Source organism: Hydrogenophaga sp. IBVHS2 (assembly GCF_002127215.1).
Lineage (GTDB): Bacteria > Pseudomonadota > Gammaproteobacteria > Burkholderiales > Burkholderiaceae_C > Hydrogenophaga.
In genome coordinates this window covers 131,324-155,758 of record NZ_NFUT01000002.1, presented here as the reverse complement: position 1 = coordinate 155,758, position 24,435 = coordinate 131,324, and the positions used below count along the sequence as shown (strand labels likewise).

25 protein-coding genes and 3 tRNA genes are annotated in these 24,435 nt (G+C 68.7%); 12 read left to right on the top strand and 16 right to left on the bottom strand.

The annotated features are described in order from the left end of the window. Position 1: 1 nt before the first annotated feature. Positions 2-1,384, bottom strand: a complete 1,383-nt coding sequence (locus tag CAP38_RS05500; RefSeq protein WP_086119909.1) for a phosphomannomutase/phosphoglucomutase — start codon at positions 1,382-1,384, stop codon at positions 2-4. 126 nt (positions 1,385-1,510) lie between these two features. Between CAP38_RS05500 and CAP38_RS05495 the strand changes: the two genes are divergently transcribed. The 3 genes from CAP38_RS05495 to CAP38_RS05485 are packed head-to-tail and all read left to right on the top strand — an operon-like array spanning position 1,511 to position 4,524. After that, a complete protein-coding gene (locus CAP38_RS05495; RefSeq protein ID WP_086119908.1) occupies positions 1,511-3,070 on the top strand; it encodes a DNA-3-methyladenine glycosylase 2 family protein in 1,560 nt (519 codons plus the stop codon). Then, entirely contained in the window at positions 3,067-3,594 is a 528-nt protein-coding gene (locus CAP38_RS05490; protein ID WP_086119907.1) for a methylated-DNA--[protein]-cysteine S-methyltransferase, read from the top strand. Before CAP38_RS05495 ends, CAP38_RS05490 begins: the two co-directional genes overlap by 4 nt. A gap of 24 nt (positions 3,595-3,618) precedes the next feature. Next, a complete protein-coding gene (locus CAP38_RS05485; RefSeq protein ID WP_086119906.1) occupies positions 3,619-4,524 on the top strand; it encodes a DMT family transporter in 906 nt (301 codons plus the stop codon). Between the two features lie 75 nt (positions 4,525-4,599). Here CAP38_RS05485 and CAP38_RS05480 read toward each other — a convergent pair. The 9 genes from CAP38_RS05480 to folC form a co-directional block, all read right to left on the bottom strand. Beyond that, positions 4,600-4,676: transfer RNA gene (locus CAP38_RS05480), tRNA-Asp, on the bottom strand. A 67-nt stretch (positions 4,677-4,743) separates the two neighbouring features. Continuing rightward, positions 4,744-4,819, bottom strand: a tRNA-Glu gene (locus tag CAP38_RS05475). A gap of 82 nt (positions 4,820-4,901) precedes the next feature. Next, positions 4,902-4,977: transfer RNA gene (locus tag CAP38_RS05470), tRNA-Ala, on the bottom strand. A gap of 107 nt (positions 4,978-5,084) precedes the next feature. After that, positions 5,085-6,467 carry a glutamate--tRNA ligase gene (gltX, locus tag CAP38_RS05465; protein WP_086121044.1) on the bottom strand — a complete coding sequence of 461 codons (1,383 nt, stop codon included), beginning with the start codon at positions 6,465-6,467 and terminating at the stop codon, positions 5,085-5,087. Between the two features lie 5 nt (positions 6,468-6,472). Beyond that, positions 6,473-7,684, bottom strand: a complete 1,212-nt coding sequence (locus CAP38_RS05460; RefSeq protein ID WP_086119905.1) for an O-succinylhomoserine sulfhydrylase — start codon at positions 7,682-7,684, stop codon at positions 6,473-6,475. Next, on the bottom strand, positions 7,684-9,186 hold the full coding sequence (gene purF, locus CAP38_RS05455; protein WP_086119904.1) for an amidophosphoribosyltransferase: 1,503 nt from the start codon (positions 9,184-9,186) through the stop codon (positions 7,684-7,686). Before purF ends, CAP38_RS05460 begins: the two co-directional genes overlap by 1 nt. A 22-nt stretch (positions 9,187-9,208) precedes the next feature. Beyond that, entirely contained in the window at positions 9,209-9,694 is a 486-nt protein-coding gene (locus CAP38_RS05450) for a CvpA family protein (RefSeq protein ID WP_086119903.1), read from the bottom strand. Positions 9,695-9,701: 7 nt separating this feature from the next. Next, a complete protein-coding gene (locus CAP38_RS05445; protein WP_086119902.1) occupies positions 9,702-10,451 on the bottom strand; it encodes an SPOR domain-containing protein in 750 nt (249 codons plus the stop codon). 58 nt (positions 10,452-10,509) lie between these two features. Continuing rightward, positions 10,510-11,871: a bifunctional tetrahydrofolate synthase/dihydrofolate synthase gene (gene folC / locus CAP38_RS05440; protein ID WP_086119901.1), complete on the bottom strand. Its 1,362-nt coding sequence runs from the start codon at positions 11,869-11,871 to the stop codon at positions 10,510-10,512. A gap of 56 nt (positions 11,872-11,927) precedes the next feature. Here folC and CAP38_RS05435 point away from each other — a divergent pair, with 56 nt between their 5' ends. From CAP38_RS05435 to argG, 3 genes are read left to right on the top strand one after another with little or no spacing between them, the layout of a single operon-like run. After that, positions 11,928-12,290 carry an ArsC family reductase gene (locus CAP38_RS05435; RefSeq protein WP_086119900.1) on the top strand — a complete coding sequence of 121 codons (363 nt, stop codon included), beginning with the start codon at positions 11,928-11,930 and terminating at the stop codon, positions 12,288-12,290. A 47-nt stretch (positions 12,291-12,337) separates the two neighbouring features. Beyond that, on the top strand, positions 12,338-12,655 hold the full coding sequence (locus CAP38_RS05430) for a pyrimidine/purine nucleoside phosphorylase (RefSeq protein WP_086119899.1): 318 nt from the start codon (positions 12,338-12,340) through the stop codon (positions 12,653-12,655). Between the two features lie 23 nt (positions 12,656-12,678). Further along, entirely contained in the window at positions 12,679-14,019 is a 1,341-nt protein-coding gene (argG, locus tag CAP38_RS05425) for an argininosuccinate synthase (protein ID WP_086119898.1), read from the top strand. A gap of 268 nt (positions 14,020-14,287) precedes the next feature. On the opposite strand, the gene murB is transcribed toward argG, so the two are convergent. Then, positions 14,288-15,340 (bottom strand): UDP-N-acetylmuramate dehydrogenase, encoded by a 1,053-nt coding sequence (gene murB, locus CAP38_RS05420; RefSeq protein ID WP_086119897.1) that lies wholly within the window; start codon positions 15,338-15,340, stop codon positions 14,288-14,290. 87 nt (positions 15,341-15,427) lie between these two features. On the opposite strand from murB, the gene CAP38_RS05415 reads away from it, so the two are divergent. Both CAP38_RS05415 and CAP38_RS05410 read left to right on the top strand, forming a co-directional pair. Beyond that, positions 15,428-15,913 carry a YajQ family cyclic di-GMP-binding protein gene (locus tag CAP38_RS05415; protein ID WP_086119896.1) on the top strand — a complete coding sequence of 162 codons (486 nt, stop codon included), beginning with the start codon at positions 15,428-15,430 and terminating at the stop codon, positions 15,911-15,913. A 7-nt stretch (positions 15,914-15,920) separates the two neighbouring features. Next, positions 15,921-16,580 carry a TIGR02281 family clan AA aspartic protease gene (locus CAP38_RS05410; protein ID WP_086119895.1) on the top strand — a complete coding sequence of 220 codons (660 nt, stop codon included), beginning with the start codon at positions 15,921-15,923 and terminating at the stop codon, positions 16,578-16,580. A gap of 5 nt (positions 16,581-16,585) precedes the next feature. On the opposite strand, the gene CAP38_RS05405 is transcribed toward CAP38_RS05410, so the two are convergent. The 4 genes from CAP38_RS05405 to CAP38_RS05390 are packed head-to-tail and all read right to left on the bottom strand — an operon-like array spanning position 16,586 to position 19,202. Beyond that, positions 16,586-16,951, bottom strand: coding sequence for a RidA family protein (locus CAP38_RS05405; protein ID WP_218776560.1), 366 nt, complete (start codon positions 16,949-16,951; stop codon positions 16,586-16,588). A gap of 4 nt (positions 16,952-16,955) precedes the next feature. After that, the gene (gene plsY, locus CAP38_RS05400) at positions 16,956-17,585 is read right to left on the bottom strand and encodes a glycerol-3-phosphate 1-O-acyltransferase PlsY (protein WP_086119893.1); all 630 of its coding nucleotides are present in this window, start codon (positions 17,583-17,585) and stop codon (positions 16,956-16,958) included. A gap of 60 nt (positions 17,586-17,645) precedes the next feature. Beyond that, on the bottom strand, positions 17,646-18,137 hold the full coding sequence (locus CAP38_RS05395; protein ID WP_086119892.1) for an aminoacyl-tRNA deacylase: 492 nt from the start codon (positions 18,135-18,137) through the stop codon (positions 17,646-17,648). 12 nt (positions 18,138-18,149) lie between these two features. Beyond that, positions 18,150-19,202 carry an aldo/keto reductase gene (locus CAP38_RS05390; protein ID WP_086119891.1) on the bottom strand — a complete coding sequence of 351 codons (1,053 nt, stop codon included), beginning with the start codon at positions 19,200-19,202 and terminating at the stop codon, positions 18,150-18,152. 83 nt (positions 19,203-19,285) lie between these two features. Here CAP38_RS05390 and CAP38_RS05385 point away from each other — a divergent pair, with 83 nt between their 5' ends. After that, the gene (locus tag CAP38_RS05385) at positions 19,286-19,975 is read left to right on the top strand and encodes an OmpA family protein (RefSeq protein ID WP_086119890.1); all 690 of its coding nucleotides are present in this window, start codon (positions 19,286-19,288) and stop codon (positions 19,973-19,975) included. Here CAP38_RS05385 and CAP38_RS05380 read toward each other — a convergent pair. Beyond that, the gene (locus CAP38_RS05380; RefSeq protein ID WP_086119889.1) at positions 19,966-21,693 is read right to left on the bottom strand and encodes an acyl-CoA synthetase; all 1,728 of its coding nucleotides are present in this window, start codon (positions 21,691-21,693) and stop codon (positions 19,966-19,968) included. The two genes, CAP38_RS05385 and CAP38_RS05380, sit on opposite strands and share 10 nt — an antisense overlap. A gap of 35 nt (positions 21,694-21,728) precedes the next feature. On the opposite strand from CAP38_RS05380, the gene CAP38_RS05375 reads away from it, so the two are divergent. The 3 genes from CAP38_RS05375 (at position 21,729) to prfB (ending at position 24,433) form a co-directional block, all read left to right on the top strand. Then, complete coding sequence (locus CAP38_RS05375; protein WP_086119888.1) at positions 21,729-22,643, top strand: alpha/beta fold hydrolase; 915 nt, start codon at positions 21,729-21,731, stop codon at positions 22,641-22,643. 78 nt (positions 22,644-22,721) lie between these two features. Next, positions 22,722-23,255 (top strand): hypothetical protein, encoded by a 534-nt coding sequence (locus tag CAP38_RS05370; protein WP_086119887.1) that lies wholly within the window; start codon positions 22,722-22,724, stop codon positions 23,253-23,255. A 73-nt stretch (positions 23,256-23,328) separates the two neighbouring features. Then, positions 23,329-24,433, top strand: a protein-coding gene (gene prfB / locus CAP38_RS05365) for a peptide chain release factor 2 (protein ID WP_143435755.1) whose coding sequence is annotated in 2 segments (ribosomal slippage) — positions 23,329-23,409 and positions 23,411-24,433 — 1,104 coding nt in all. Because the reading frame shifts where the segments join, the coding sequence is not laid out codon by codon here. Positions 24,434-24,435: the final 2 nt, after the last annotated feature.

Below are 24,435 nucleotides of genomic sequence, written 5' to 3'. Positions count from 1 at the left end.
CTCAGTGGGCGGCCGCGCCCACCACGGCGTCGGGCTTGGCCTGGCGCAGCAGCGCCAGCATGTGGGCCTCGATGCGGTGCAGCGCCTCCACCGTCTGGCCTTCGAAACGCAGCACCAGCACCGGCGTGGTGTTGGAGGCCCGGATCAGCCCGAAACCGTCCGGCCAGTCGATGCGCACGCCGTCGATGGTCGACAAGCGCGCCGGCGCGTCGACCTTCACCTGCTCGACGAGGCGCGCCACCACCGCGTGCGGTTCGCCTTCGGCACAGCCCACATTGAGCTCGGGTGTGCTGTGGCTGGTGGGCAGCGCTTCCAGCGTGGCGCTGGCATCGGCATGGCGGCTGAGGATCTCCAGCAGGCGCGCGCCCGCGTAGGTGCCGTCGTCAAAGCCGAACCAGCGCTCCTTGAAGAAGATGTGGCCGCTCATCTCGCCGCCCAACGGGCTGTTCAGCTCCTTCATGCGGGCCTTGATGAGCGAATGGCCGGTCTTGTAGATGTGGGGCTGGCCGCCGGCCGCCTCGATGGCCGGGCCCAGGCGCTGCGAGCACTTCACGTCGAACACGATGTCGCCACCGGGCACGCGGGTGAGCACGTCCTGCGCGAACAGGATCATCTGGCGATCGGGGTAGATGTTCTGGCCCGACCGGGTGACGATGCCCAGGCGGTCGCCGTCGCCGTCGAAGGCCAGGCCCAGCTCGGCGTCGGTCTCGGACAGGGTGCGGATCAGGTCTTGCAGGTTCTCGGGCTTGCTGGGGTCGGGGTGGTGGTTCGGGAACTCGCCGTCGACCTCGCTGAACAGCTCGATCACCTCGCAGCCCAGCGCGCGGAACAGTGCCGGGGCCGAGGCGCCGGCCACGCCGTTGCCGCAGTCCACCACGATCTTCATGGGCCGGGCGAGCTTCACATCGCCCACGATCCGGTCGCGGTAGGCTCCCGCCACGTTCACATGCCGCACCCGGCCACCATCGGCCGGCACCGCTGCGTCCTGCTCGATCAGACGGCGCAGGGCCTGGATGTCTTCACCGAAGATGGCCCGGCCGGCCAGCACCATCTTGAAGCCGTTGTAGTCCTTGGGGTTGTGGCTGCCGGTCACCTGGATGCCGCTGCGGCACAGGGTGCTGGCCGCGAAATACAGCATGGGGGTGGTGACCATGCCCACGTCGATGACATCGATGCCGGCGGCCACGAGACCCCGGATGAGGGCCGCCGACAGGTCGGGGCCGGACAGGCGCCCGTCGCGACCCACCGCCACCGTGGTCTCGCCCTGCTGCCGCGCCACCGAGCCGAAGGCCCGGCCCAGGGCTTCGGCCACCGACTCGTTCAATGTGGCGGGCACCACACCCCGGATGTCGTAGGCCTTGAAGATGGACGCGGCAACCTGCATGCAATGCTCCCTGTGGAATCAAACCGAGGATTGTAGGAATCGGCCCGGGCCCGTCCTGTGAACCGGCGGTAAACACAGGTCCGGAAACGGCCATGCCGCACGGCATTCCGGCCCTACCATCGCGGCATGTCCACGACCCGGATCACCGATGCACAAGCCCTCACCGAGGGCCATGGCCCGGCCTGCGCGGACGATGCCCGCTACCGCGCCCTGTGCTCGCGTGACCGCCGGTTCGACGGCCGCTTCTTTGCGGGGGTGACCAGCACCGGCATCTACTGCCGGCCGGTGTGCGCGGTACGAACGCCGCGGCGGGAACACTGCCGGTTCTTCGACCATGCCGCACAGGCCGAACAGGCCGGCTTCCGGCCCTGCCTGCGCTGCCGGCCCGAACTGGCACCGGCCGAGCGTCCGTGGTCCACGCTGGATGCCGGTGACATCCTGTTGCAGCACGCCCTGCGCTGGCTGAACGATCCGCAGCAGCACCTGGCCGGCGACGGCCCCACGCTGGCCCGGCTGGCCGGCCACCTGGGTGTGACCGACCGCCATCTGCGCCGGGTGTTCGCGCAGCACCTGGGCGTGTCGCCGTTGCAGGTGCTGCAGACCCGGCGCCTGCTGAGCGCCAAGCAGCTGCTCACCGACACCGATCTGCCGGTGGCCGAGGTGGCGCTGGCTGCGGGTTTCGGCAGCCAGCGGCGCTTTCATGCGGCCATGCGCCAGCACTACGGCCTGCCACCGCTGCAGATCCGTGCCAGCCGGGCCCGCACCCGCCAGCCGGGTCTGGTGTGGCTGGGCTGGCAGGGACCACTCGATCTGGACGGCCTACTGGGCTTCCTGGCGGCCCGCGCCCTGCCCGGCGTTGAAACGGTGGACCGGACCGGCCTGCGCTATGCCCGCACGCTGCGACTGACCGTGGCCGGGCGGACCCATGCCGGCTGGTGTGCGCTGCAGTTCGAGCCGCAACGTGAACGGGTCGGATTGATGGTGAGCGACGGCCTGCTGGCGGTGCTGCCGGTGGTCATGGTGCGACTGCGCGCCCTGCTCGATCTGGATGCCGACCCCGTCGCCATGGCCACCGCGCTGGAACCCACCCTGCCCGGCGCGGCCGGCCTGCGGGTGCCCGGCACGGTGAACGGCTTCGAGCTGGCGTTGCGGGCCATCCTGGGCCAGCAGGTCACGGTGGCGGCGGCGCGCACGCTGGCCGGCCGCGTGGTGCAGGCGTTTGGCGACCCCTGCCCGGACACACCCCCTGCCCTGCCCGGGCTGGAACGCCTGTTCCCGCCGGCCGCCCGGTTCCTGGCGCCGGATGCGGCCGAGCGGCTAGGCCAGCTCGGTGTGGTGCGGCAGCGCCAGCGGGCCATCGTGGCCCTGGCCGAGGCGGTGGAGCACGGCGGTCTGGATCTGAGCCCGCACGCCCGGGTGGACACCACCATCGCTGCCTTGCAGGCGCTGCCGGGCATCGGGCCGTGGACCGCCCACTACATCGCCATGCGCGCCCTGCGCTGGCCGGACGCCTGGCCGCCGGGCGACGTGGTGCTGCTCGAGGCCCTGGCACCCCGGTCGCCGGGGCTGTCCCCGCGCGAACGCCAGCGGCACGCCGATGCCGTCGCAGCAGCCTGGCAACCCTGGCGCAGCTACGCCGTCATCCGGCTGTGGGCCGACCATTCACCTGCCTCCAACGCCTCATGAAAACCCCTGCACCCCGAGCCCCCATGGTCTGCACCGATGTCGACACCCCGCTGGGCAGACTCCTGCTGGCCGCCACCGGGACCGGCCTGGCCGGCGCCTGGTTCCACGAAGGCCAGCGCGACACGCCGGCCCCCGACGCGGTGGCCCGCTGGACCCGCGATGCCACGCATCCGCTGCTGCAACGAACGGCGCAGGTCCTGGAGCGCTACTTTGCCGGTGACACCGCAGGCTTCGACCTGCCGCTGGACCTGTCGGCCGGTACCGGATTCCAGCAAGCCGTCTGGCAGGCCCTGTGCCTGATCGAACCGGGCCGCACGGTGAGCTACGGCGAGGTGGCGCGCGCCATCGGCCGACCCTCTGCGGTGCGGGCGGTGGGTGCTGCGGTCGGCGCCAATCCGGTCAGCGTCATCGTGCCCTGCCACCGCGTGATGGGCGCCAACGGATCACTGACCGGTTATTCTGGCGGGCTGCACCGCAAGGTGGCCCTGCTGGCGCTCGAGTCCGGCGAACCCCGGCTGATCTGAACGCCTGCCCGCGCAACCCGCCCCATGCCCCCCATCCTGATCCTTGAGTTCGTCGCCCTTGCAGCCCTGTGGGGCTCGTCGTTCCTGTTCATGCGCCTGGGCGTCGCCGACTTCGGCATCGTCGCCACCGCCGGCCTGCGGGTCGGGCTGGCGGCGCTGTTCATGCTGCCGGTGTTTCTGGTGTCCGGGGTGTGGGCCGATTTCCGCCGCCGCCTGGGCCCCATCCTGTTCGTGGGCCTGCTGAACTCGGGCATTCCGTTCATGCTGTTCGCGTTTGCGGTGCTGCACATCCCCACCGGGCTGACCTCCATCCTGAACGCGACCGTTCCCCTGACCGGGGCGCTCGTCGCCTGGATCTGGCTGCGTGAACGCCCTGGCCCTTCGCGCATGCTGGGTCTGGGCATCGGCTTTGCCGGCGTGTGCCTGCTGGTCATCGGCAAATCGGGGCTCAGCGGCCTGGCCGCGTCGTCCAGCCCGCTGGCGCTGCTGGCCATGGGTGCCTGCCTGCTGGCCACCGTCTGCTATGGCCTGGCGGCGAGCTTCACCAAAAAGCACCTCGGCGGTCTGCACCCGCTGGCCACGGCCAGCGGCAGCCAGATCGGTGCCGCACTGGCCCTGGCCATCCCCACGGCGGTGTTCTGGCCCAGCCAGCCGGCCAGCGCCACCGCCTGGTGGGCGGTGGTCGCCGTGGCGCTGCTGTGCACCGCCATTGCGTATGTGATCTTCTTCCGCATCATCGAGAAGGCCGGCCCCAGCAAGGCACTCACCGTCACCTTCCTGGTGCCGGTGTTCGCCATGTCCTACGGCGCCGTGTTCCTAAACGAACGCGTCACCGCCTGGATGGTGGGCTGCGGGCTGGTGATCGTGTGCGGCACCGCCTTGTCCACCGGGCTGGTGCGGGTGGGATGGCTGGAGCGGCGGGTGGCCTGAACCCCGGAGATCGGGAATTCGGTTCCAGAAAGCACAACGGGTTGCGCGATTTCTCGTGCAACCCGTTGATTTGTTTGGCGGAGTGGACGGGGCTCGAACCCGCGACCCCCGGCGTGACAGGCCGGTATTCTAACCAACTGAACTACCACTCCTGGCAGTTGGCGTTCGTTCTTGCGAACCAAGTGCCACCACTTGTGCCTACGTGCCTTGCGGCATGTTTGGCGACCCTACGGGGATTCGAACCCCGGTACTCACCGTGAAAGGGTGATGTCCTAGGCCTCTAGACGATAGGGTCATAACCTGGACTGGAATCTCGCATTGTAGCAGTGTTCAAGATCGAATCTCTGACCCTGCCGCACTGCGCGACTCCGAATTGTTGGTGGAGGTAAGCGGGATCGAACCGCTGACCTCTTGCATGCCATGCAAGCGCTCTCCCAGCTGAGCTATACCCCCACAGGGTTTGCTTTCAACCCACTTGGCTCGGCATCGAACAGCTTTTGAAGTCTGTCTGTCTGCGTTGCGTCGTGTGCATCAGCAAGCCTCAAATTATAGACCACTTTTCAGGCGTTCTGCAAACGCCTCACCACAACTTTTTTGTCGTGCAGTGCCAGCACCGCGTCCAGCGACGGCGTCTGGGCCGTGCCCATGACCAGCACGCGCACCGGCATGGCGAGCTGCGGCATCTTCAGGCCGTGCTCGGCCAGCACCGACTTGATGACCGCAGCGATGGCCGCCTTGTCCCAGGGGCAGGCTTCCAGTTGCTGCGCCAGCGACCGCACCGCAGGCCGGACGGCATCGGTGACGTGCTGGGCAAGCTCGGCCGCATCCGGCTGCACGTCCGCATAGAAGGCCCGGGCCCAACCGGCCAGCGCCACGGTGGTGTCGCAACGGTCCTTGAACAGACCGCAGATGGCGGGCAGGCGATCGTCGGCCTTCAGACCCAGGCGCTGCAGCTGCTCGGCCACCAGCGGCGCCAGCTCGGCATCGTCCATGGCCTTGAGGTGCTGGGCATTGACCCAGCGCAGCTTGGCCTCGTCGAACTGCGCGGCGCTGCGACCCAGGTGGTCCAGATCGAACCACTGCAGGAACTGCTGGCGGCTGAAGATTTCGTCGTCGCCGTGGCTCCAGCCCAGGCGGGCCAGGTAGTTCACCATCGCATCGGGCAGATAGCCTTCGTCGCGGTACTGCGTCACCGGCTTGGCGCCGTTGCGCTTGCTCATCTTCTCGCCCTGCTCGTTCAGCACGGTGGGCAGGTGGGCATACACCGGCGGCTCGTGGCCCAGGGCCCGGAAGATGTGGATCTGGCGCGGGGTGTTGTTCACATGGTCGTCGCCGCGGATCACATGGGTGATGCCCATGTCGATGTCGTCGACCACGACGCAGAAGTTGTAGGTGGGCGTGCCGTCCGGACGCGCGATGACCAGATCGTCGAGCTCGTTGTTGCTGATCTCGATGCGGCCCTTGACCTTGTCGTCCCACACCACGCTGCCACCGGCCGGGGTGCGGAAACGCAGCACCGGCTGCACGCCCTCGGGCACCGGCGGCAGGGTCTTGCCCGGCTCGGGGCGCCAGGTGCCGTCGTAACGCGGCTTCTCCTTGGCGGCCATCTGGCGCTCGCGCAGGGCGTCGAGTTCGGCCACGCTCATGTAGCAGGGATACACATGGCCGGCCGCCTTGAGCTGCTCCAGCACCGCCTTGTAGCGGTCCATGCGCTGCATCTGGAAGAAGGGGCCTTCGTCGTGGTTCAGGCCCAGCCACTTCATGCCTTCGATGATCACGTCCACGGCGGCCTGCGAGGAGCGCTCCAGGTCGGTGTCCTCGATGCGCAGGATGAAGTCGCCCTGCTGCGAGCGCGCAAAGGCCCACGGGTACAGGGCCGAGCGGATGTTGCCGAGGTGGATGAAGCCGGTCGGGGACGGCGCGAAACGGGTGCGTACTTTCACAGGGTTCACAGGGTGTCCAGACCACGCGAGAGGTCGGCCTTGAGATCGTCGAGGTGTTCCAGGCCCACGGCCACGCGCACCAGGTTCTGCCGGATGCCGGCGGCCTGGCGCTGGTCTTCGGTCAGGCGACCGTGCGAGGTGGTGCCGGGGTGGGTGATGATGGTCTTCACGTCGCCCAGGTTGGCGGTGACCGACATGAGCTGCGTGGTGTCGATCACATGGAAGGCACGGCGGCGGGCCTCGGCCGCATCGGGTGCCTTCACGTCGAAGGACAGCACTGCACCGCCCATGCCCGACTGCTGGGCCATGGCCAGCTCGTGCTGCGGATGGCTCCTGAGGCCCGGGTAATACACCCGCTCGACCTTGGGATGGGCTTCCAGCCACTGCGCCAGTTCAAGTGCGCGGCGCGACTGCGCTTCCATGCGGATGCCCAGCGTCTCCATGCCCTTGAGCACCACCCAGGCGTTGAAGGGGGAGAGGCTGATGCCGGCACTGCGCATGACCGGGATGAAGGTCTTGCGCACCAGGGCCTCGCTGGCGCACAGGGCTCCGGCCACCACGCGGCCCTGGCCGTCAAGGTACTTGGTGCCCGAATGGATGACGATGTCGGCACCCAGCGTGGCCGGCTGCTGCAGCGCCGGCGAACAGAAGCAGTTGTCCACCGCCAGCAGCGCACCGGCGTTGTGGGCGATGTCGGCCAGTGCGCGGATGTCGCACACGTCGGTCAGCGGGTTGGTGGGTGTCTCGGCAAAGAAGAGCTTCGTGGTGGGACGCACGGCGGCCTTCCACTCGGCCACGTCGGTCTGCGAGACGAAGCTGGTCTCCACGCCGAAGCGGGCGAACTCGGTGCCCAGCAGCTTGATGGTCGATCCGAACACCGAGCGCGAGCACACCACATGGTCACCGGCCTTGAGCAGGCCCATGCACAGCAGCAGGATGGCGCCCATGCCGCTGGCGGTGCCCACGCAGGCTTCCATGCCTTCGAGCGCGGCCAGCCGCTGCTCCATGCTGGCCACCGTGGGGTTGGAGAAGCGCGAATAGATGTAGCCGTCTTCCTCGCCGGCAAAGCGGCGGGCGGCGGTCTCGCTGTCGGGCTGCGTGAAGCTGCTGGTGAGGAACAGGGCCTCGGCGTTCTCGCCGTACTGGCTCTTGTCGACCGCTGCGCGCACCGCCAGCGTGTCGCGGTGCAGACCTTCGGGCAAGGGCTTTCCGGTCATCAGGCCACCTGTGCATTGGGCAGGGCCAGACGGGAGGTGTCCTCGGTGCCCTCTTCGACCTGGTCCCGACCCTGGTTGAGCCGGGCGATGTCGTCGGCGGTGATGTCGCCGGTGACGTACTCGCCGTCGAAGCACGACGCATCGAATCCGCCGAGCCTGGGATTGAGCTGGCCCACGGCCTGCTTCATGGCGTCCACGTCCTGGTAGATGAGCGCATCGCAGCCGATGATCTGGCGCACCTCGTCGACCGTTCGGCCGTGGGCCACGAGCTCGTCGGGCGTGGGCATGTCGATGCCGTACACGTTGGGAAAGCGCACCGGCGGCGCAGCGCTGGCCAGATAGACCTTGCGGGCACCGGCGTCGCGCGCCATCTGCACGATCTCGCGGCTGGTGGTGCCGCGCACGATGGAGTCGTCCACCAGCAGCACGTTGCGGCCCTTGAACTCGCTGCCGATCACGTTGAGCTTCTGGCGCACCGACTTCTTGCGCACCGCCTGCCCCGGCATGATGAAGGTGCGGCCCACGTAACGGTTCTTCACGAAGCCTTCGCGGTAAGGCAGACCCAGCAGCTGGGCCAGCTCCATGGCGCTGGGGCGCGACGATTCGGGGATGGGGATGACCACATCGATGTCGTTCGGCGGCACGGTGGAGATGACGCGCTTGGCCAGCGTGGCCCCCAGGTTCAGGCGGGCCTGGTAGACCGAGATGCCGTTGATGACCGAGTCCGGCCGGGCCAGGTACACGTATTCGAAGATGCAGGGCTTGAGCGACGGGGCCGCCGCGCACTGTTCGGCCTGCACGTTGCCCTGCAGGTCCACGAACACCGCCTCGCCGGGCGCCACGTCGCGTTCCAGCTCGAAACCGGTGCCCTCCAGCGTGACCGACTCGCTGGCCAGCATCACGCTGCCACCCTGACGGCCCAGGCACAGGGGCCGGATGCCGTAGGGGTCGCGGAAGGCCAGCAGGCCGTGGCCGGCGATCAGCGCCACCACCGCATACGAGCCGCGCACCCGCTGGTGCACGCCGCGCACGGCGGCAAACACGTCGGCGGGCTTGAGGGTGAGGCCGCGGGTGACCTTCTCCAGTTCGTGCGCCAGCACGTTGAGCAGCACCTCGGAATCGCTCTCGGTGTTGATGTGGCGGTGGTCGGTCTGGAACAGCTCCTGCTTGAGCGCATGGGCGTTGGTGAGGTTGCCGTTGTGCACCAGCACCAGACCGAACGGCGCATTCACGTAGAAGGGCTGCGCTTCTTCCTCGCTGAAGGCGTTGCCCGCCGTGGGGTAGCGCACCTGGCCCAGACCGCAGTTGCCCGGCAGCGAGCGCATGTTGCGGGTGCGGAACACGTCGCGCACCATGCCCTTGGCCTTGTGCATGAAGAACTTGCGTCCTTGCTGCGTGACGATGCCGGCCGCGTCCTGGCCCCGGTGCTGCAGCAGCAGCAAGGCGTCATAGATGAGCTGATTGACCGGGTCCTGGCTGACGACACCCACGATTCCACACATGACGGGATCCTTCGAAAAATCTTTACGGTATGTAGGCCGCCACGGTCTGTGGCAGCAGCGGGCGCAATTCGTGCAGGGTGGCCGACAGCAGGCGGCCGCCTTGCGACTCGGTCCACCAGCCGGCGTCGTGCTGTCCCAGCATGTTCACCACCAGCGCCAGCGCCAGCAGCAGCACGGCGCCCCGGGCCAGGCCGAAGCCGCCGCCCAGGATGCGGTCAACCGGTCGCAGCCCGACGCTGGTGACGGCCTTCTGCACCAGCCAGGCCACCAGGCCACCGGCGAAGACCACCGCGATGAACACCAGCACGAAGCCGATGGCCAGGCGCAGATGCTCGGAGAGGCTGTCGGCGGGCAGCCAGGCCGCCACGTCGGCCGCGTAGATGGGCGACAGCACGAAGGCGGCCACCCAGCCTGCCACCACGATCACCTCGTACATCAGCCCGCGCCACAGCCCGATCAGGACCGACAGCAGCAGGATCAGCAGCATGACGATGTCGAGGGCGACCATGGCGATCTCAGAGGGTGAGCACGGCAGCCGGCAGGCCGAGTGCCTTGATGCGCGCGGCCGCCTTGTCGGCATCGGCCCGGTTGTCGAAGGGACCGACCCGCACCCGGGTGCGCTTGCCCTCGGGCAGGGTCGCCGTGTGCACATAGGTCTTCAGACCGGCCTTCTCCAGCTTCTGGCGCACGTCGCGGACACGGTCCTCTTCGGCGTAGGCGCCCACCTGCACCACCAGCCGGGCCGACGCTGGCGCACTGGCGGGCTTGGGGTCGGTCTGGCCCTTGAGCAGGGCTTCGGCGCGGGCACCGTCGGTGGCCGCCGGGCGGGCGGGGGCCGGTGCAGGGGCCGGCGCGGGAGCGGGCGCCTCGGCCTTGGGGGTTTCGGTCCTGGCCACGTCGACCTTGGCGGTCTCTGCCTTGGGCGCCTCGGCCTTCGGCGCCTCGGCCTTCGGCAGCTCGGCCTTGGGGGCCGGCTCGGGGGACTCGGTGATCATGGGCAGCTTGCCACCGGCCACCGGGGCCGGGGCAGCGGCGGGTGCGGCCGGGGGCTTGGCCGCCGGGGACGGGGTGTTGCGCGCCGGAATCTCGATGGGGATGTCCACCGGAATCGGTCGCGGCTGGGTGTCGAACAGGAGCGGGAAACCGATCACGCCCACGGCCACCAGCACGCTGGCGCCGATCAGGCGGTGGCGCGCGCGGCGGCGCACCGCGTCGATGGTGGGGGTGGGGGCACTGCCTGCGGAGCCGGAGCGGGGGTTGACCATGCGGTGGGATACCAATTCGCCATCAACGGCTGGCGGTGGCACGGGGCTGGCCGGGGCATCAGCCCTTCAGGTGTTTGGCGGCCAGCCGGGGCACCCCGTCCTGCAGCACGCCACCCACCGTGTGGAAGGAACCAAAGACCACGATTCTATCAGCGGGGTCTGCCGCAGCGACGGCAGCGGCCAGGGCGGCGCGGGGGTCCGGGAAGGTGCCCGCCACCCGGGCGGCGGGACCGGGTCGCCCCTGGATGGCCGATGCCACCACGCCGGAGAGTTCGCGGGCCGGCAAGGCGCGGGGCAAGGGCAGATCGGTGACGTACCAGTGGTCGACCAGCGGCGCCACCCGCTCGATCATGGCGGTCAGGTCCTTGTCGGCCATGGCGCCGAACACCGCATGGGTGCCGGGGTAGAAGCCCATGGCGTCCAGGTTCTCGGCCAGGGCCGCCACCGAATGGGGGTTGTGGGCCACATCCAGCACCAGGGTCGGGTTGCCCGGCACGATCTGGAAGCGGCCCGGCAGCTCCACCAGGGCCAGCCCGGTGCGCACCGCCTGGGCGGTGACCGGCAGGCGCGGGCGCAGGGCCTCGATGGCGGCCAGCACGCCGGAGGCATTGACCAGCTGGTTGGCCCCGCGTAGCGCCGGATAGGCCAGGCCGGGATAGCGCCTTCCGCCCCGGTTGGGGTGGGTGGCCCAGCCCCACTGCTGCTGGTCGCCGGCGAAGTGGAAGTCCAGCCCGACGCGCCAGAGGTCGGCCCCGATCTCCAGGGCCCGATCGAGCACGCTTTGCGGCGGCATGGGGTCGCTCACCACCACCGGACGGCCGGTGCGCATGATGCCGGCCTTCTCGCGGCCGATGGATTCGCGGTCCGGGCCCAGCAGGGCCATGTGGTCCAGGGCGATGCAGGTGATGACGGCACAGTCGGTGTCGATGATGTTCACCGCATCCAGCCGCCCGCCCAGGCCCACCTCCAGAATGGCCACATCGATGCCCGCCCGGGCCATGGTGCGCAGGATGGCCAGGGTGGTGAACTCGAAGTAGGTCAGGCTGATCTCGGGCTGGTCGGGGCCCTGCCCGCGCCGGGCCTGCTCGACCTCGGCCAGGGCCGGCACCAGAGCGGCACCGTCGACCGGGCGGCCGTCGATGCGGCAGCGCTCTTCAAAGTGCACCAGGTGGGGCGAGGTGTACAGCCCGGTGCGGTAGCCGGCCTGTCCGTAGATCGATTCGAGCATGGCGCAGGTGCTGCCCTTGCCATTGGTGCCGGCCACGGTGATGACCGGACACGGCAGCGTCAGGTCCATGCGGCGGGCCACAGCCTGCACCCGCTCCAGGCCCATGTCGATGGCCTGGGGGTGCAGCCGCTCGGCGTGGGCAAGCCAGTCGGCCAGGGTGGCGGGGTGGTCGGGAACGGGGATGTCGAGCATGGGCAGGATTGTCCCATCGGCCCCGATCGGCCCGGCCCGTCGGGGACAATCCGGGCATGACGACCCCCACCTCCCCCACCACGGTGTTCGGCATTCCGAACTGCGACACGGTCAAGAAGGCCCGCGCCTGGCTGCAGGACCAGGGCATCGAGCACCGATTCCATGACTTCAAGAAGCAGGGCGTGCCGCCCGAGGCGCTGGACCGCTGGCTGGCATCCGCCGGGTGGGAGCTGCTGGTCAACCGCAAGGGCACCACCTGGCGCGGTCTGGACGAATCGCTGCGGGCCGGCGTCACCGATGCCGCCTCGGCCCGCGCCCTGCTGCTGGCCCATGCCAGCGTGATCAAGCGGCCGGTGGTGGAGTGGAGCGATGGCCGCATCACCGTGGGCTTCGACCCGGTGGCCTGGGCCGCTGCCTAAAATCGATGGTTTCGCCGATCTTCCAACCCGCTTTCCCCACCGCCCCCATGACCACCACCCAATTCAGCGGCGTGACCGTCGCCACCCAGGCCAATGTGTACTTCGACGGCAAATGCGTGAGCCACGGCATCACGCTGGCCGACGGCACGAAGAAGTCGGTCGGCGTCATCCTGCCGGCCACCCTGACCTTCAACACCGGCGCACCCGAGATCATGGAATGCGTGGCCGGCTCGTGCGAATACCTGCTGGCCGGCAGCAGTACCTGGGTCAAGAGCAGCGCCGGCGAAAAATTCGATGTGCCCGGCAACAGCAGCTTCCAGATCCGGGTAACCGAGCCCTACCACTACATCTGCCACTTCGGCTGATCCACGGACCCACGGACCCGACCATGGCCACCATCCTCCAGAACCTCCCCCTGCAACAGAAAGTCGGCATCGCGTTTTCCGGCGGTCTCGACACCAGCGCCGCGCTGCTGTGGATGAAGCAGAAGGGTGCCATCCCCTACGCCTACACCGCCAACCTGGGGCAACCCGACGAGCCGGACTACGACGAGATCCCGCGCAAGGCCATGGCCTACGGCGCCGAGAAGGCCCGTCTGATCGACTGCCGCAGCCAGCTGGCCCATGAAGGCATTGCCGCCCTGCAGTGCGGCGCCTTCCACATCAGCACCGCCGGCGTGACCTACTTCAACACCACGCCGCTGGGCCGTGCCGTGACCGGCACCATGCTGGTGGCCGCCATGAAGGAAGACGATGTCCACATCTGGGGCGACGGCTCCACCTTCAAGGGCAACGACATCGAGCGCTTCTACCGCTACGGCCTGCTGACCAACCCCAGCCTGAAGATCTACAAGCCCTGGCTGGACCAGCGCTTCATCGACGAGCTGGGCGGCCGTGCCGAGATGAGCGCCTTCATGACCGCCAACGGCTTCGGCTACAAGATGAGCGCCGAGAAGGCCTACAGCACCGACAGCAACATGCTCGGCGCCACGCACGAAGCAAAAGACCTCGAACATCTGAACAGCGGCATCTCGATCGTGAACCCCATCATGGGTGTGGCGTTCTGGAAAGACGAGGTCGTGGTCAAGCGCGAAACCGTGACGGTGCGCTTTGAAGAAGGCCAGCCCGTGGCGCTCAACGGCGAGACCTTCGCCAGCCCGGTGGACCTGATCCTGAAGGCCAACGAGATCGGTGGCCGCCACGGCCTGGGCATGAGCGACCAGATCGAGAACCGCATCATCGAGGCCAAGAGCCGCGGCATCTACGAGGCCCCGGGCCTGGCGCTGCTGTTCATTGCCTACGAACGCCTGGTGACCGGCATCCACAACGAGGACACGATCGAGCAGTACCGCATCAATGGCCTCAAGCTCGGTCGCCTGCTCTACCAGGGCCGCTGGTTCGATCCGCAGTCGATCATGCTGCGCGAGACGGCCCAGCGCTGGGTGGCCCGCGCCATCACCGGCGAGGTGACCATCGAGCTGCGCCGCGGCAACGACTACAGCATCCTCAACACCGACAGCCCGAACCTGACCTACGCGCCGGAGCGACTGAGCATGGAGAAGGTGGAGGACGCACCGTTCTCGCCGCTGGACCGCATCGGCCAGCTGACCATGCGCAACCTGGACATCACCGACACGCGCGGCAAACTGGGCATCTATGCCAAGAGCGGTCTGCTGTCGCTGGGCGAGGGGGCACAGATGCTCAAGCTCGAGGGTGGCAAGGGGGACTGAACTTCCCTGTGTTCCCCGAAAAGGCCGCTCTCTGGAGCGGCTTTTTTGTGGGCGATCGAAGGGCCGCGCACCACCATCGTGTGGACGGGCTGGGGCGGGTGCCGGGCCGCCGGCCCCATTCGCGGTTGCCACAGAGCCTGCGTACCCACACAGCGTTGACGAAGAAACACCAGCGCACACGGGCAGCCCCCCGCGAGGTGGGCCAGAGGCCCGGCACCCGCCCCAGCCCGTCAGAAGAAGCAGACGAGCAAAACCGACAAGAAACCGGTCAGATCACCACAGGCTCAGGCTCCAGCCGGATCCCGAAGCGCTCGTACACGCTGGTCTGGATGGCTCCCGCCAGCGTCATCACCTCGCCGCCGGTGGCCCCGCCCCGGTTCACCAGCACCAGCGCCTGCTTTTCGTAGACCCCTGCGTTGCCCACGCCCCGGCCCTTCCAGCCGCAGGCGTCGATCAGCCAGCCCGCCGCCAGCTTCACCGTGCCGTCGGGCATGGGGTAGTGCACCACCCGCGGCTCGCGGGCAATGATGTCGGCGCACTGCTCCGGCGTGACCGTGGGGTTCTTGAAGAAGCTGCCGGCATTGCCGATGACCGCCGGGTCCGGCAGCTTGGCGCGGCGGATGTCCACCACCCAGTCGAACAGGGTGCGGGCGTCGGGCGCTGTGTTGCCGGTCTCGGCCATGCGGCGCTCCAGGTCGGCATAGCCCAGCACCGGCTGCCAGGGCCTGGGCAGCCAGAAACGCACCCGGGTGATGAGGGCGCGGCCGGCCAGACCCAGGCCACGCGCATCGGCCGGCGCATGCTTGAACACCGAATCGCGGTAGCCGAAGCCGCACTGCGCGGCGTTCAGGGTGAAGGGCTCGCCGGTCTGCAGGTCGATCGCGTCCAGCGAATCGAACCGGTCCTGCAGCTCCACGCCGTAGGCGCCGATGTTCTGCACCGGCGAGGCCCCCACCGTGCCCGGGATGAGGGCCATGTTTTCCAGGCCCGGCCAGCCCTGCTCGATGGTCCACTGCACGAAGGCATGCCAGTTCTCGCCGGCGCCGGCTTCCACCAGCCAGCCCTTGTCGGTCTCGCGCAGCAGGCGGCGGCCCATGATCTCGACCTTGAGCACCAGGGGGCGCACATCGCCGGTGATGACCAGATTGCTGCCGCCGCCCAGCACGAAGGGCGGCTGCTCGGCGGTGAGCGCCGACCACTGCGGATCGGCCCGCAGCGCGGCAATGTCGGACTCGTGGCGCAGGCGCGCCAGGTGCAGCGCGCGGGCCACGATGCCGAAGGTGTTGTGGGGCTGCAGGGGTACCTGCTTCTCGACTATCATCCGCCGATTCTCTCACCCGGGCCGCCGCGTCCGGCCTTGAGGCCAACGCCTGCAGCCCTTCCGCAGACCCTTTTCCCGCCCACCACCATGCCATCTTTCGACACCGTTCTCGAAGCCGATTTCGTCGAGGTCAAGAACGCCATCGACCAGGTCTCCCGCGAGATCGGCACCCGCTTCGACTTCAAGGGCACCAGCGCCGCCATCGAGCTCAAGGACAAGGAGATCACCCTGTTCGGCGATGCCGATTTCCAGCTGCAGCAGATCGACGACGTGCTGCGCAACAAGCTGGCCAAGCGCAACGTGGACGTGCGTTTCCTCGATGTGGGCAAGGTCGAGAAGGTGGGTGGCGACAAGGTCAAGCAGGTGGTGAAGGTGCGCAACGGCATCAGCACCGAGGACGGCAAGAAGATCCAGCAGGTCATCAAGGGCAGCAAGCTCAAGGTGCAGGCCGCCATCCAGGGCGATGCGGTGCGCGTGACCGGCGCCAAGCGCGACGACCTGCAGGCCGCCATGGCCCTGATCCGCAGCGAGCTGAAAGACCTGCCGCTGTCGTTCAACAACTTCCGCGACTGACCTCCCCATGCACCGCCCTGCCCTGACGTCCCTGCTGCTGGCGGTGACGCTGGGCTCGGGCGTGTCGCTGCCGGCGGCCGCGCAGCAGGTGGCCCTGGGCGGTGTGTCCGGCTCGCGCGCACTGCTGATCGTGGAGGGCGGCGCACCCCGCTTCGTGGGCGTGGGTCAGACCCACCAGGGCGTGAAGCTGCTCAAGCTCGACGGCGAAGTGGCCACGGTCGAAATCGATGGCCGTCGCCAGACCCTGCGGGTGGGCGAGGCCCCGGTCAGCCTGGGCGGTGGGGCCGCACCGCAAGGCAGCGGCCGGGTGGTGATGACGGCCGACAGCCGCGGACACTTCTCACCGGCCGGCCAGATCAACGGGCGCTCGGTGCAGTTCCTGGTGGATACCGGAGCGACCGAGGTCATCCTGAGCGAGAGCGAAGCGAAACGCATCAATCTCGACTTCGCCAAGGGTCAGCGGGTGACGGTGTCCACCGCCAACGGCCAGGTCAACGGTCACCGCATCCAGCTGGACTCGGTGAGGGTCGGCGAGGCCCAGATCTATGGTGTGAGCGCCATCGTGCTGCCGCAGCCCATGCCGTCGGTGCTGCTGGGCAACAGCTTCCTCAACCGCTTCCAGATGCAGCGCACCAACGACCAGCTCACGCTGGAGCGGCGTTACTGAAACGTTCAGGCCACCGCGGCCGTGACCACGATCTCGATGCGCCAGGCCGGGTCGGCCAGCGCGGCCTGCACCGTGGCCCGGGGCGGCGCCGCACCCGGCACCACCCAGGCGTCCCACACCGCGTTCATGGCGCCGATGTCGGCGATGTCGGCCAGATAGATCTGCGCGCGCAGGATGCGCGACTTGTGGCTCCCACACTCGATCAGGCGCTGCTCGACCTGGGCCAGCACGTCGGCGGTCTGACCGGCGATGTCGGTGTCGCCGCGCTCGGGCACCATGCCGGCCAGGTAGACGATGCCCTGGAACACGGCGGCTTCGCTGTAGCGCGTGGCCATGCCGACCCGGTGGATGTAGCGCTCGGGAGAACTCATGGCATCACTTCTTTTTGGCGCCCAGGCGGCTCTCGGTGCCGGCCAGCAGGCGGTTGATGTTCTCGGCATGGCGCCAGATCAGCAGCACGCCCATGACGGCCAGGGCCAGCACCATCACACCCGGCGCGTCCCAGGCCACGCCACGCCCGAGCAGAAAGTAGGCGGGCGCGAACACCGCGGTCACGATGGCCGCCAGCGACGAGAACCGGAAGAAGTACGCCACGATGATCCAGGTGGCCAGCGAAGCCAGCCCCAGCCAGGGGTTGAAGGCCAGGATGACACCGGCCGCCGTGGCCACGCCCTTGCCGCCCTGAAAGCGGAAGAACACCGGGAACAGATGGCCCAGGAAGGCCGCCAGACCCACCAGGGCCACCGTGCCGGCACCCAGACCGTACGGTTCACCCCAGCCCTGCACCAGCACCACCGGCAGCCAGCCCTTGAAGGCGTCGAGCAGCAGGGTGAGCACGGCCGCCTTGCGGTTGCCCGAGCGCAGCACGTTGGTGGCGCCCGGGTTCTTGCTGCCATAGGTGCGGGGGTCGTTCAGGCCCATGAGGCGGCTCACCAGCACGGCAAACGACAACGAGCCGATCAGGTAGCTGGCCACGGTGGCCAGCAGCGGGTAGAGGAAGTCCAAGGGAATGCTCCGAAGCGGTCTGGGCGGCTGGGCCCGACGGACAGGGCCAGTTCTGCCGGCCTATTCTGCCAGCGCGCACTGCACCGGCGTCGCACCGAGCGGCCCGGCCAGCACCGCAGGATCGATGCCCACCAGAAAGCCCCGCCGCCCGCCATTGATCCAGATGCGGGGCAGCCCGAGCACCGTGGATTCCACATACACCGGCATGTCACGCCGCAGGCCGAACGGCGAGGTGCCACCCACCAGATACCCGCTGTGGCGGTTGGCCACCTCCGGCTTGCAGGGTTCGACCGATCGGACCCCGATCTGCCGGGCCAGGTTCTTGGTGGACACGGTGCGGTTGCCGTGCATGAGGATGGCCAGGGGTTTGGCGTCCTGGTCCTGCATGATCAGGGTCTTGACCACCGCGAAGGGGTCCAGCCCCAGCACCTGGGCGCTGTGCTGGGCACCTCCGTGCTCCAGGTACTCGTACGGATGCTCGGTGTAGACCACGCCATGGGCCTTGAGCCAGGCGGTGGCCGGCGTCTCGCTGACGTGAACCTTCTTGCCCATCGGCCTGCCCTGTCACTGGGCCGGGTCGCGCAGCTCCCAGCGGACCTGGTCGATGGCGGCCAGCAGTTCGGGCGACAGCTGCACGTTCCAGGCGTCGATGCATTCATCGAGCTGGGCCACGCTGGTCACGCCGATGATGGTGCTCGCCACGCGCCAGTTGCGGTAGCAGAAGGCCAGCGCCAGCTGCGCCGGCGTGAGCCCGTGTTCGCGGGCGAGCGCGTTGTAGCGGCGGGCCGCGGCCAGCGACTCCGGTCGGCCCCAGCGCTGCTTGCGCATCGATTCAAAAATGGCCATTCGGCCGTGGTCGCCCGCCAGGCCGGTCTCGTCGTACTTGCCCGACAGCAGACCGAAGCCCAGCGGCGAGTAGGCCAGCAGCGACACGCCCAGGCGGTGGCAGGTCTCGTCCAGCGCGTTCTCGTACGACCGGTTGATCAGGCAGTACGGGTTCTGCACCGTGGCCACGCGCGGCAGTCCGCGCTCGTCCGCCAGCCGCACGAACTCGTGCACGCCCCAGGGCGACTCGTTGGACAGGCCCACGGCCCGCACCTTGCCGGCCTTGACCAGGGTGTCCAGGGCATCGAGCTGCTCGTCGATGGCGGCGCAGGCGCGGTCCTTGGTCGGGTCGAAATACAGGTTGCCGAACACCGGCACGTTGCGCGCCGGCCAGTGCAGCTGGTAGAGGTCGATCACCTCGGTCTGCAGGCGTTTGAGGCTGCCGTCGCAGGCCGCGATGACCTCGGCCCGGGTCAGGCCGGACTGGTCGCCCCGGATCCAGGGCATGCCCCGCGAAGGCCCGGCCACCTTGGTGGCCAGCACGATGCGCTGGCGCATGCCGGGGCGCGCGGCCAGCCAGCGGCCAATGATGGTTTCGGTGGCCCCACAGGTCTCGGCGCGCGCCGGCACCGGGTACATCTCGGCGGCATCCAGAAAGTCGATGCCGCGCTCCACCGCGCGGTCCAGGATGCGGTGGGCATCCGGCTCGGCCACCTGCTCGCCGAAGGTCATGGTGCCCAGGCAGATGGGCGATGCGCGCAGCGGGCTCCGGCCCAGGGAAACAGGGGTCATGTGAAACATTCGTAAACAGAGGCGATACAGGGTGAGGGTATAAGTTTAGGCCTGTCACACCCCCGACCCTCCGGAGAACCCACATGAACACCTCCTCTGCACCCGCTGCCGCTGCATCCCGCTTCACGCTTGGCGTGGTCACCATCGCCCTGGTGCTGTCCGGGTGCGCGAACATGAGCGAGACCCAGTCCGACTCGGCCAAGGGTGCCGGCATCGGCGCCCTGGCGGGCGCCGTGCTGGGCGGACTCACCGGTGGTTCCAAGGGCGCCACGCAGGGCGCCGTCATCGGTGCCGGCGCCGGCGCGCTGGGCGGCTACATCTGGTCGACCCGCATGCAGGAACAGAAGAAGGCCATGGAGAAGGCCACCCAGGGCACCGGCATCGGCGTGAGCCAGACCGCCGACAACCGCCTCAAGCTCGATGTGCCGGCCGATGCCGGCTTCGCCGTCGGGCGCTCGGCCATCAGCCCGGCGCTGGCCGGTGTGCTCAACCAGTTCGCCGGCACCCTGCAGCAGAACCAGATCACCCAGGTGACCATCGTCGGCCACACCGACAACACCGGCAGCGACGCCATCAACAACCCGCTGTCGGTGGACCGCGCCAACGCCACCCGCGACTACCTCGTGGGCCGTGGGGTGTCGGCCGCGCGCTTCACCACCGATGGCCGCGGCTCGCGCGAGCCGGTGGCCGACAACGGCAGCGCCGCCGGACGGGCCGCCAACCGGCGGGTCGAGATCTACGTGGCCGAACCGGCCACCACGGCTCAGCGCTGAGCCTGGCGCGCCCGCTCCTCCTCCTGCAGGCGCAGCACCCGTCGCTGCACCTTGCCGGTGGTGGTCATGGGCAGGGCGTCGATGAACTCGATCTCCTTGGGGTATTCGTAAGGCGCGAGCTGCCCCTTCACGTGCGCCTGCAGCGAGGCCACCAGCGCCGGATTGCCGGTGTGTCCGGGGGCCAGCACCACATAGGCCTTGACCACCGCGCCGCGTTCGGCGTCGGGTTTGGGCACCACCGCCGCGTTGGCCACGGCCGGGTGCTTGACCAGACAGTTCTCGATCTCGCTGGGGCCGATGCGGTAGCCGGCGGCCTTGAACACGTCGTCGCTGCGGCCCTGGTACCAGAGGTAGCCGTCGGCGTCCTGCACCGCCAGGTCGCCGGTGCGGCACCAGCTGGAAGCCGGGTCGCCGGTGAACTTGGCGCGGGTGGCGCGGTCGTTCTTCCAGTAGCCCAGGAAGAACACCGGGTCGGGGTCGCCGTGCACATCGAGCCGGTGCACCGCCACATCGCCCGGCGTGCCGGGCGGGCATTCGCGGCCTTCGTCGTCGATGACGGCCACCCGGTGGCCCGGATAGGCCTTGCCCATGCTGCCGGCGCGCGCGGGGTAGAGACGGTCGCAGTTGCCCACGATGTAGTTGATCTCGGTCTGGCCGAACATCTCGTTGACCACCACGCCCAGCTGATCGCGGCAATAGGCGAACACCGCGTCGCCCACGGCCTCGCCGGCACTCATGATGGCCTGCAGCCGGAAACGGAACTGCTGCGAGGGTTGCGGAAAGGCCTTCATCATGGCCTTGAGCGCGGTGGGGAACAGGAAGGTGTGGGTCACACCGTGCCGCTCGATCAGCTCGAAGGCGACCTGCGGGCCGAAGCGGCCGTTGTGTGCCACGATGGGCCGACCGAAGTACAACGTGGGCAGCAGCGCATCCATCAGGCCGCCGGTCCAGGCCCAGTCGGCCGGGGACCAGAACACGGCCTTCGAGGGCTGGCGCGCATCGAACGGGTCGAAGCCGAACCAGTTCTGGCTGCACACGAAACCGGTCAGGTTGCCGATGAGCGCCCGGTGCGGAATGAGCGCCCCCTTGGGGTTGCCGGTGGTGCCGCTGGTGTAGATGAGCACCGCCGGATCGTCGGCATGGGTGCTGACCAGATCGAACCGGTCAGCTGCCTGCGTGCACAGGGCGGTCCAGTCCAGCACCGTGCCGTCGGCCGGCGCGTCCATGCAGACCACATGGCGCAGCAGCGGGCTCTCCGCCGCCACGGCCTGTATGCCGGGCAGCGTGCCGGCATCGCACAGGGCCACCACCGCCTCGCTGTCGTGCAGCCGGTACGACAGCGCCTCCGGCCCGAACAGCTGCGACAGCGGCATGCCCACCGCACCCATCTGCAGCACCGCCATGTAGGCCACGGCGGTCTCGAACCGCTGCGGCAGCACGATGGCCACCCGGTCGCCCCGGCGCACGCCCAGGGAGGCCAGCACATTGGACAGCCGGTTGGACTGGGCCTGCAGATCGGCGTAGGTGAATGTGCGGTCGGGCTGGCCGGGAGCGGTGTCGATCACCGCGGTGGTGCCGGCGTGCTTCCGGTCGGCCGCCCAGCGCCGGGAACAGACCTCGGCCATGTTGAACAGGTCCGGCACCTGCCAGCCGAATCGGCTGTGCAGGGCCTGGTGCAGGTCGGGGCGCGGGGTGTCGCTGCCTTGACGGTGGGGCATCGTCTGTCTCCGGGGGCGTCTCTATGATCGGCCGAATGTACCAAGCACGTCGACCCTCCCGCAGCGAATTCCGGCCGGTTCGCGGTCTGTCCTATCACCTTCGCGTCTGGGGCGAACCCGACCCGCAGACGCCGCCGCTGGTGCTGGTGCACGGCTGGATGGACGTGTCGGCCTCGTGGCAGTTCATGGTGGATGCGCTGTCGCAGGACCGCTGGATCGTGGCCCCCGACTGGCGCGGCTTCGGTCTGACCCGGCGCGATGGTCCGCCGGTGGACAGCTACTGGTTCCCCGACTACCTGGGCGATCTCGATGCCCTGCTCGATGACCTGTCGCCCGACCGGCCGGTGGACCTGGTGGGCCACAGCATGGGCGGCAACGTGGCCACCATCTACGCCGGGGTGCGGCCGCAGCGGGTGCGCCGGCTGGTCAACCTGGAGGGCTTCGGCATGCCGGCCACGCGCGCTGCACAGGCGCCGGGCCGCTACGCCCAATGGCTCGACGAGATCCGGGACTGCCGTGCGGGCAGCAAGGGCCTGCAGACCTACGACGACGTGCAGGGCGTGGCCCGCCGCCTCATGAAGACCAACCCGCGCCTGCCGGCCGACAAGGCCGAATGGCTGGCCGGCCAATGGGCGGCGCCCGGACCGGACGGGCGCTGGACCATCCTGGGCGATGCCGCCCACAAGGTGGTGAGCGCCTACCTGTACCGGGCCGACGAGGCGGTGGCGGTGTACGAGCGCATCACCGCGCCCACCCTGTCGGTCACCGCCAGCGACGACAGCCTGGCCCAGTGGTGGAAGGACCGCTACACCCTGGCCGACTACCGCGAACGCATCCGCCACATTCCGCATCTGCAGGAGACCGGGCTGCCCGATTGCGGCCACATGCTGCACCACGACCAGCCGGCCGAGCTGGCCCGCCGGGTGGAAGCCTTTCTGGCGGGGGGCTGAACCGCACGGATACACCTGGTTGCGGCTGGTCGGCGGCGGTTCACAAGAGACTTCCGCCACAACAGGCACACTCCCGGGATGTCCATCCCCTGCCGCCCCACCCTTCGCGCCTTCCTGGTCCTGGCCGCGCTGTCCGCCGCCAGCCTGGCCCACGCCGGACCGACCGACACCCTCTGCCCCGGTCTGGGCGACGACGCCGAGCCGACCCGGCCGAAGTACGAGCTGTTCTATTCGCCTTACACCCACCACTGGACCTACTCGCCCGAGCACCGCACGGTGCATGCGCTGAGCCTGAGCCGCCGGCTGGAGAATGGCCGCTTCTGCGGATTCAGCCTGTTCAACAACTCCTTCGGCCAGCCATCCGCCTACGCCTTCGTGGGCAAGGAATGGGCCGGCCTGCTGCCCTCGGTGCCGCAGCTCAGCGTGGGAGTGACCGCTGGCATCATTTACGGCTATGTGGGTCGCTACAAGGACAAGGTGCCCCTGAACGTGGGCGGTTTCTCGCCGGCGGTCATCCCGTCGGTGAGCTGGCGCCTGACCGATCAGGCCGCCCTGCAGGTGCAGCTGCTCGGCACGGCCGCCATCATGGTCGGCGGGACCTGGCGGTTCTGAGCGTCGGCCTGCGCCGGGTGGCGGGGGCGTGAGAAAATCCCGTCTTTACCCAGAACACCGCAGGAACAACGCCATGGAAGCCGAACGCAGCAACGCCATCCGAAGCCAACTCGAAGACCTGTCCGCCCGGGTCGTCGAGCTCCGGAGGTATCTTTGACTACGATGCCAAGGCCCTGAAGCTCTCGGAGGTCTCCAGCGCGCTGGAAGACCCCACCGTCTGGGACAACCCCAAGCGCGCCCAGGAACTGGGCAAGGAAAAGAAATCGCTCGAGGACGTGGTGGTGGTGCTCGACCGCCTCACCGGCGAACTGGCCGACAACCTCGAACTGTTCGAGATGTCGGCCGCCGACGGCGACGACGCCGGCCTGGAGACCATCGAGGCCGAATCCGCCAACCTCAAGGCCGATGTCGAGAAGCTCGAGTTCCGCCGCATGTTCAACAACCCGGCCGATCCGCTGAACTGCTTCGTGGACATCCAGGCCGGCGCCGGCGGCACCGAGGCCTGCGACTGGGCCAGCATGCTGCTGCGCCAGTACCTCAAGTACGCCGAGCGCAAGGGCTTCAAGGCCACGGTGGAAGAAGAAACCCCGGGCGACACCGCCGGCATCAAGAGCGCATCGATCAAGATCGAGGGGGACTACGCCTTCGGCCTGCTGCGCACCGAAACCGGCGTGCACCGCCTGGTGCGCAAGTCGCCCTTCGACTCCTCGGGCGGTCGCCACACCAGCTTTGCCAGCGTCTTCGTCTACCCGGAAATCGACGACACCATCGAGATCGACATCAACCCGTCAGATGTGCGCACCGACACCTTCCGCGCCAGCGGCGCGGGCGGCCAGCACATCAACAAGACCGACTCGGCCGTGCGCCTCACGCACATCCCCACCGGCATCGTGGTGCAGTGCCAGGACGGCCGCAGCCAGCACAGCAACCGCGACGTGGCCTGGCAGCGCCTGCGCTCGCGCCTGTACGACTTCGAGATGCGCAAGCGCATGGAAGAGCAGCAGAAGCTGGAAGACACCAAGACCGATGTGGGCTGGGGTCACCAGATCCGCTCCTACGTGCTCGACCAGAGCCGCATCAAGGACCTGCGCACCAACGTCGAGATCTCCAACACCCAGAAGGTGCTGGACGGCGATCTCGATCCCTTCATTGAAGCCTCCCTCAAGCAAGGGGTTTGAAC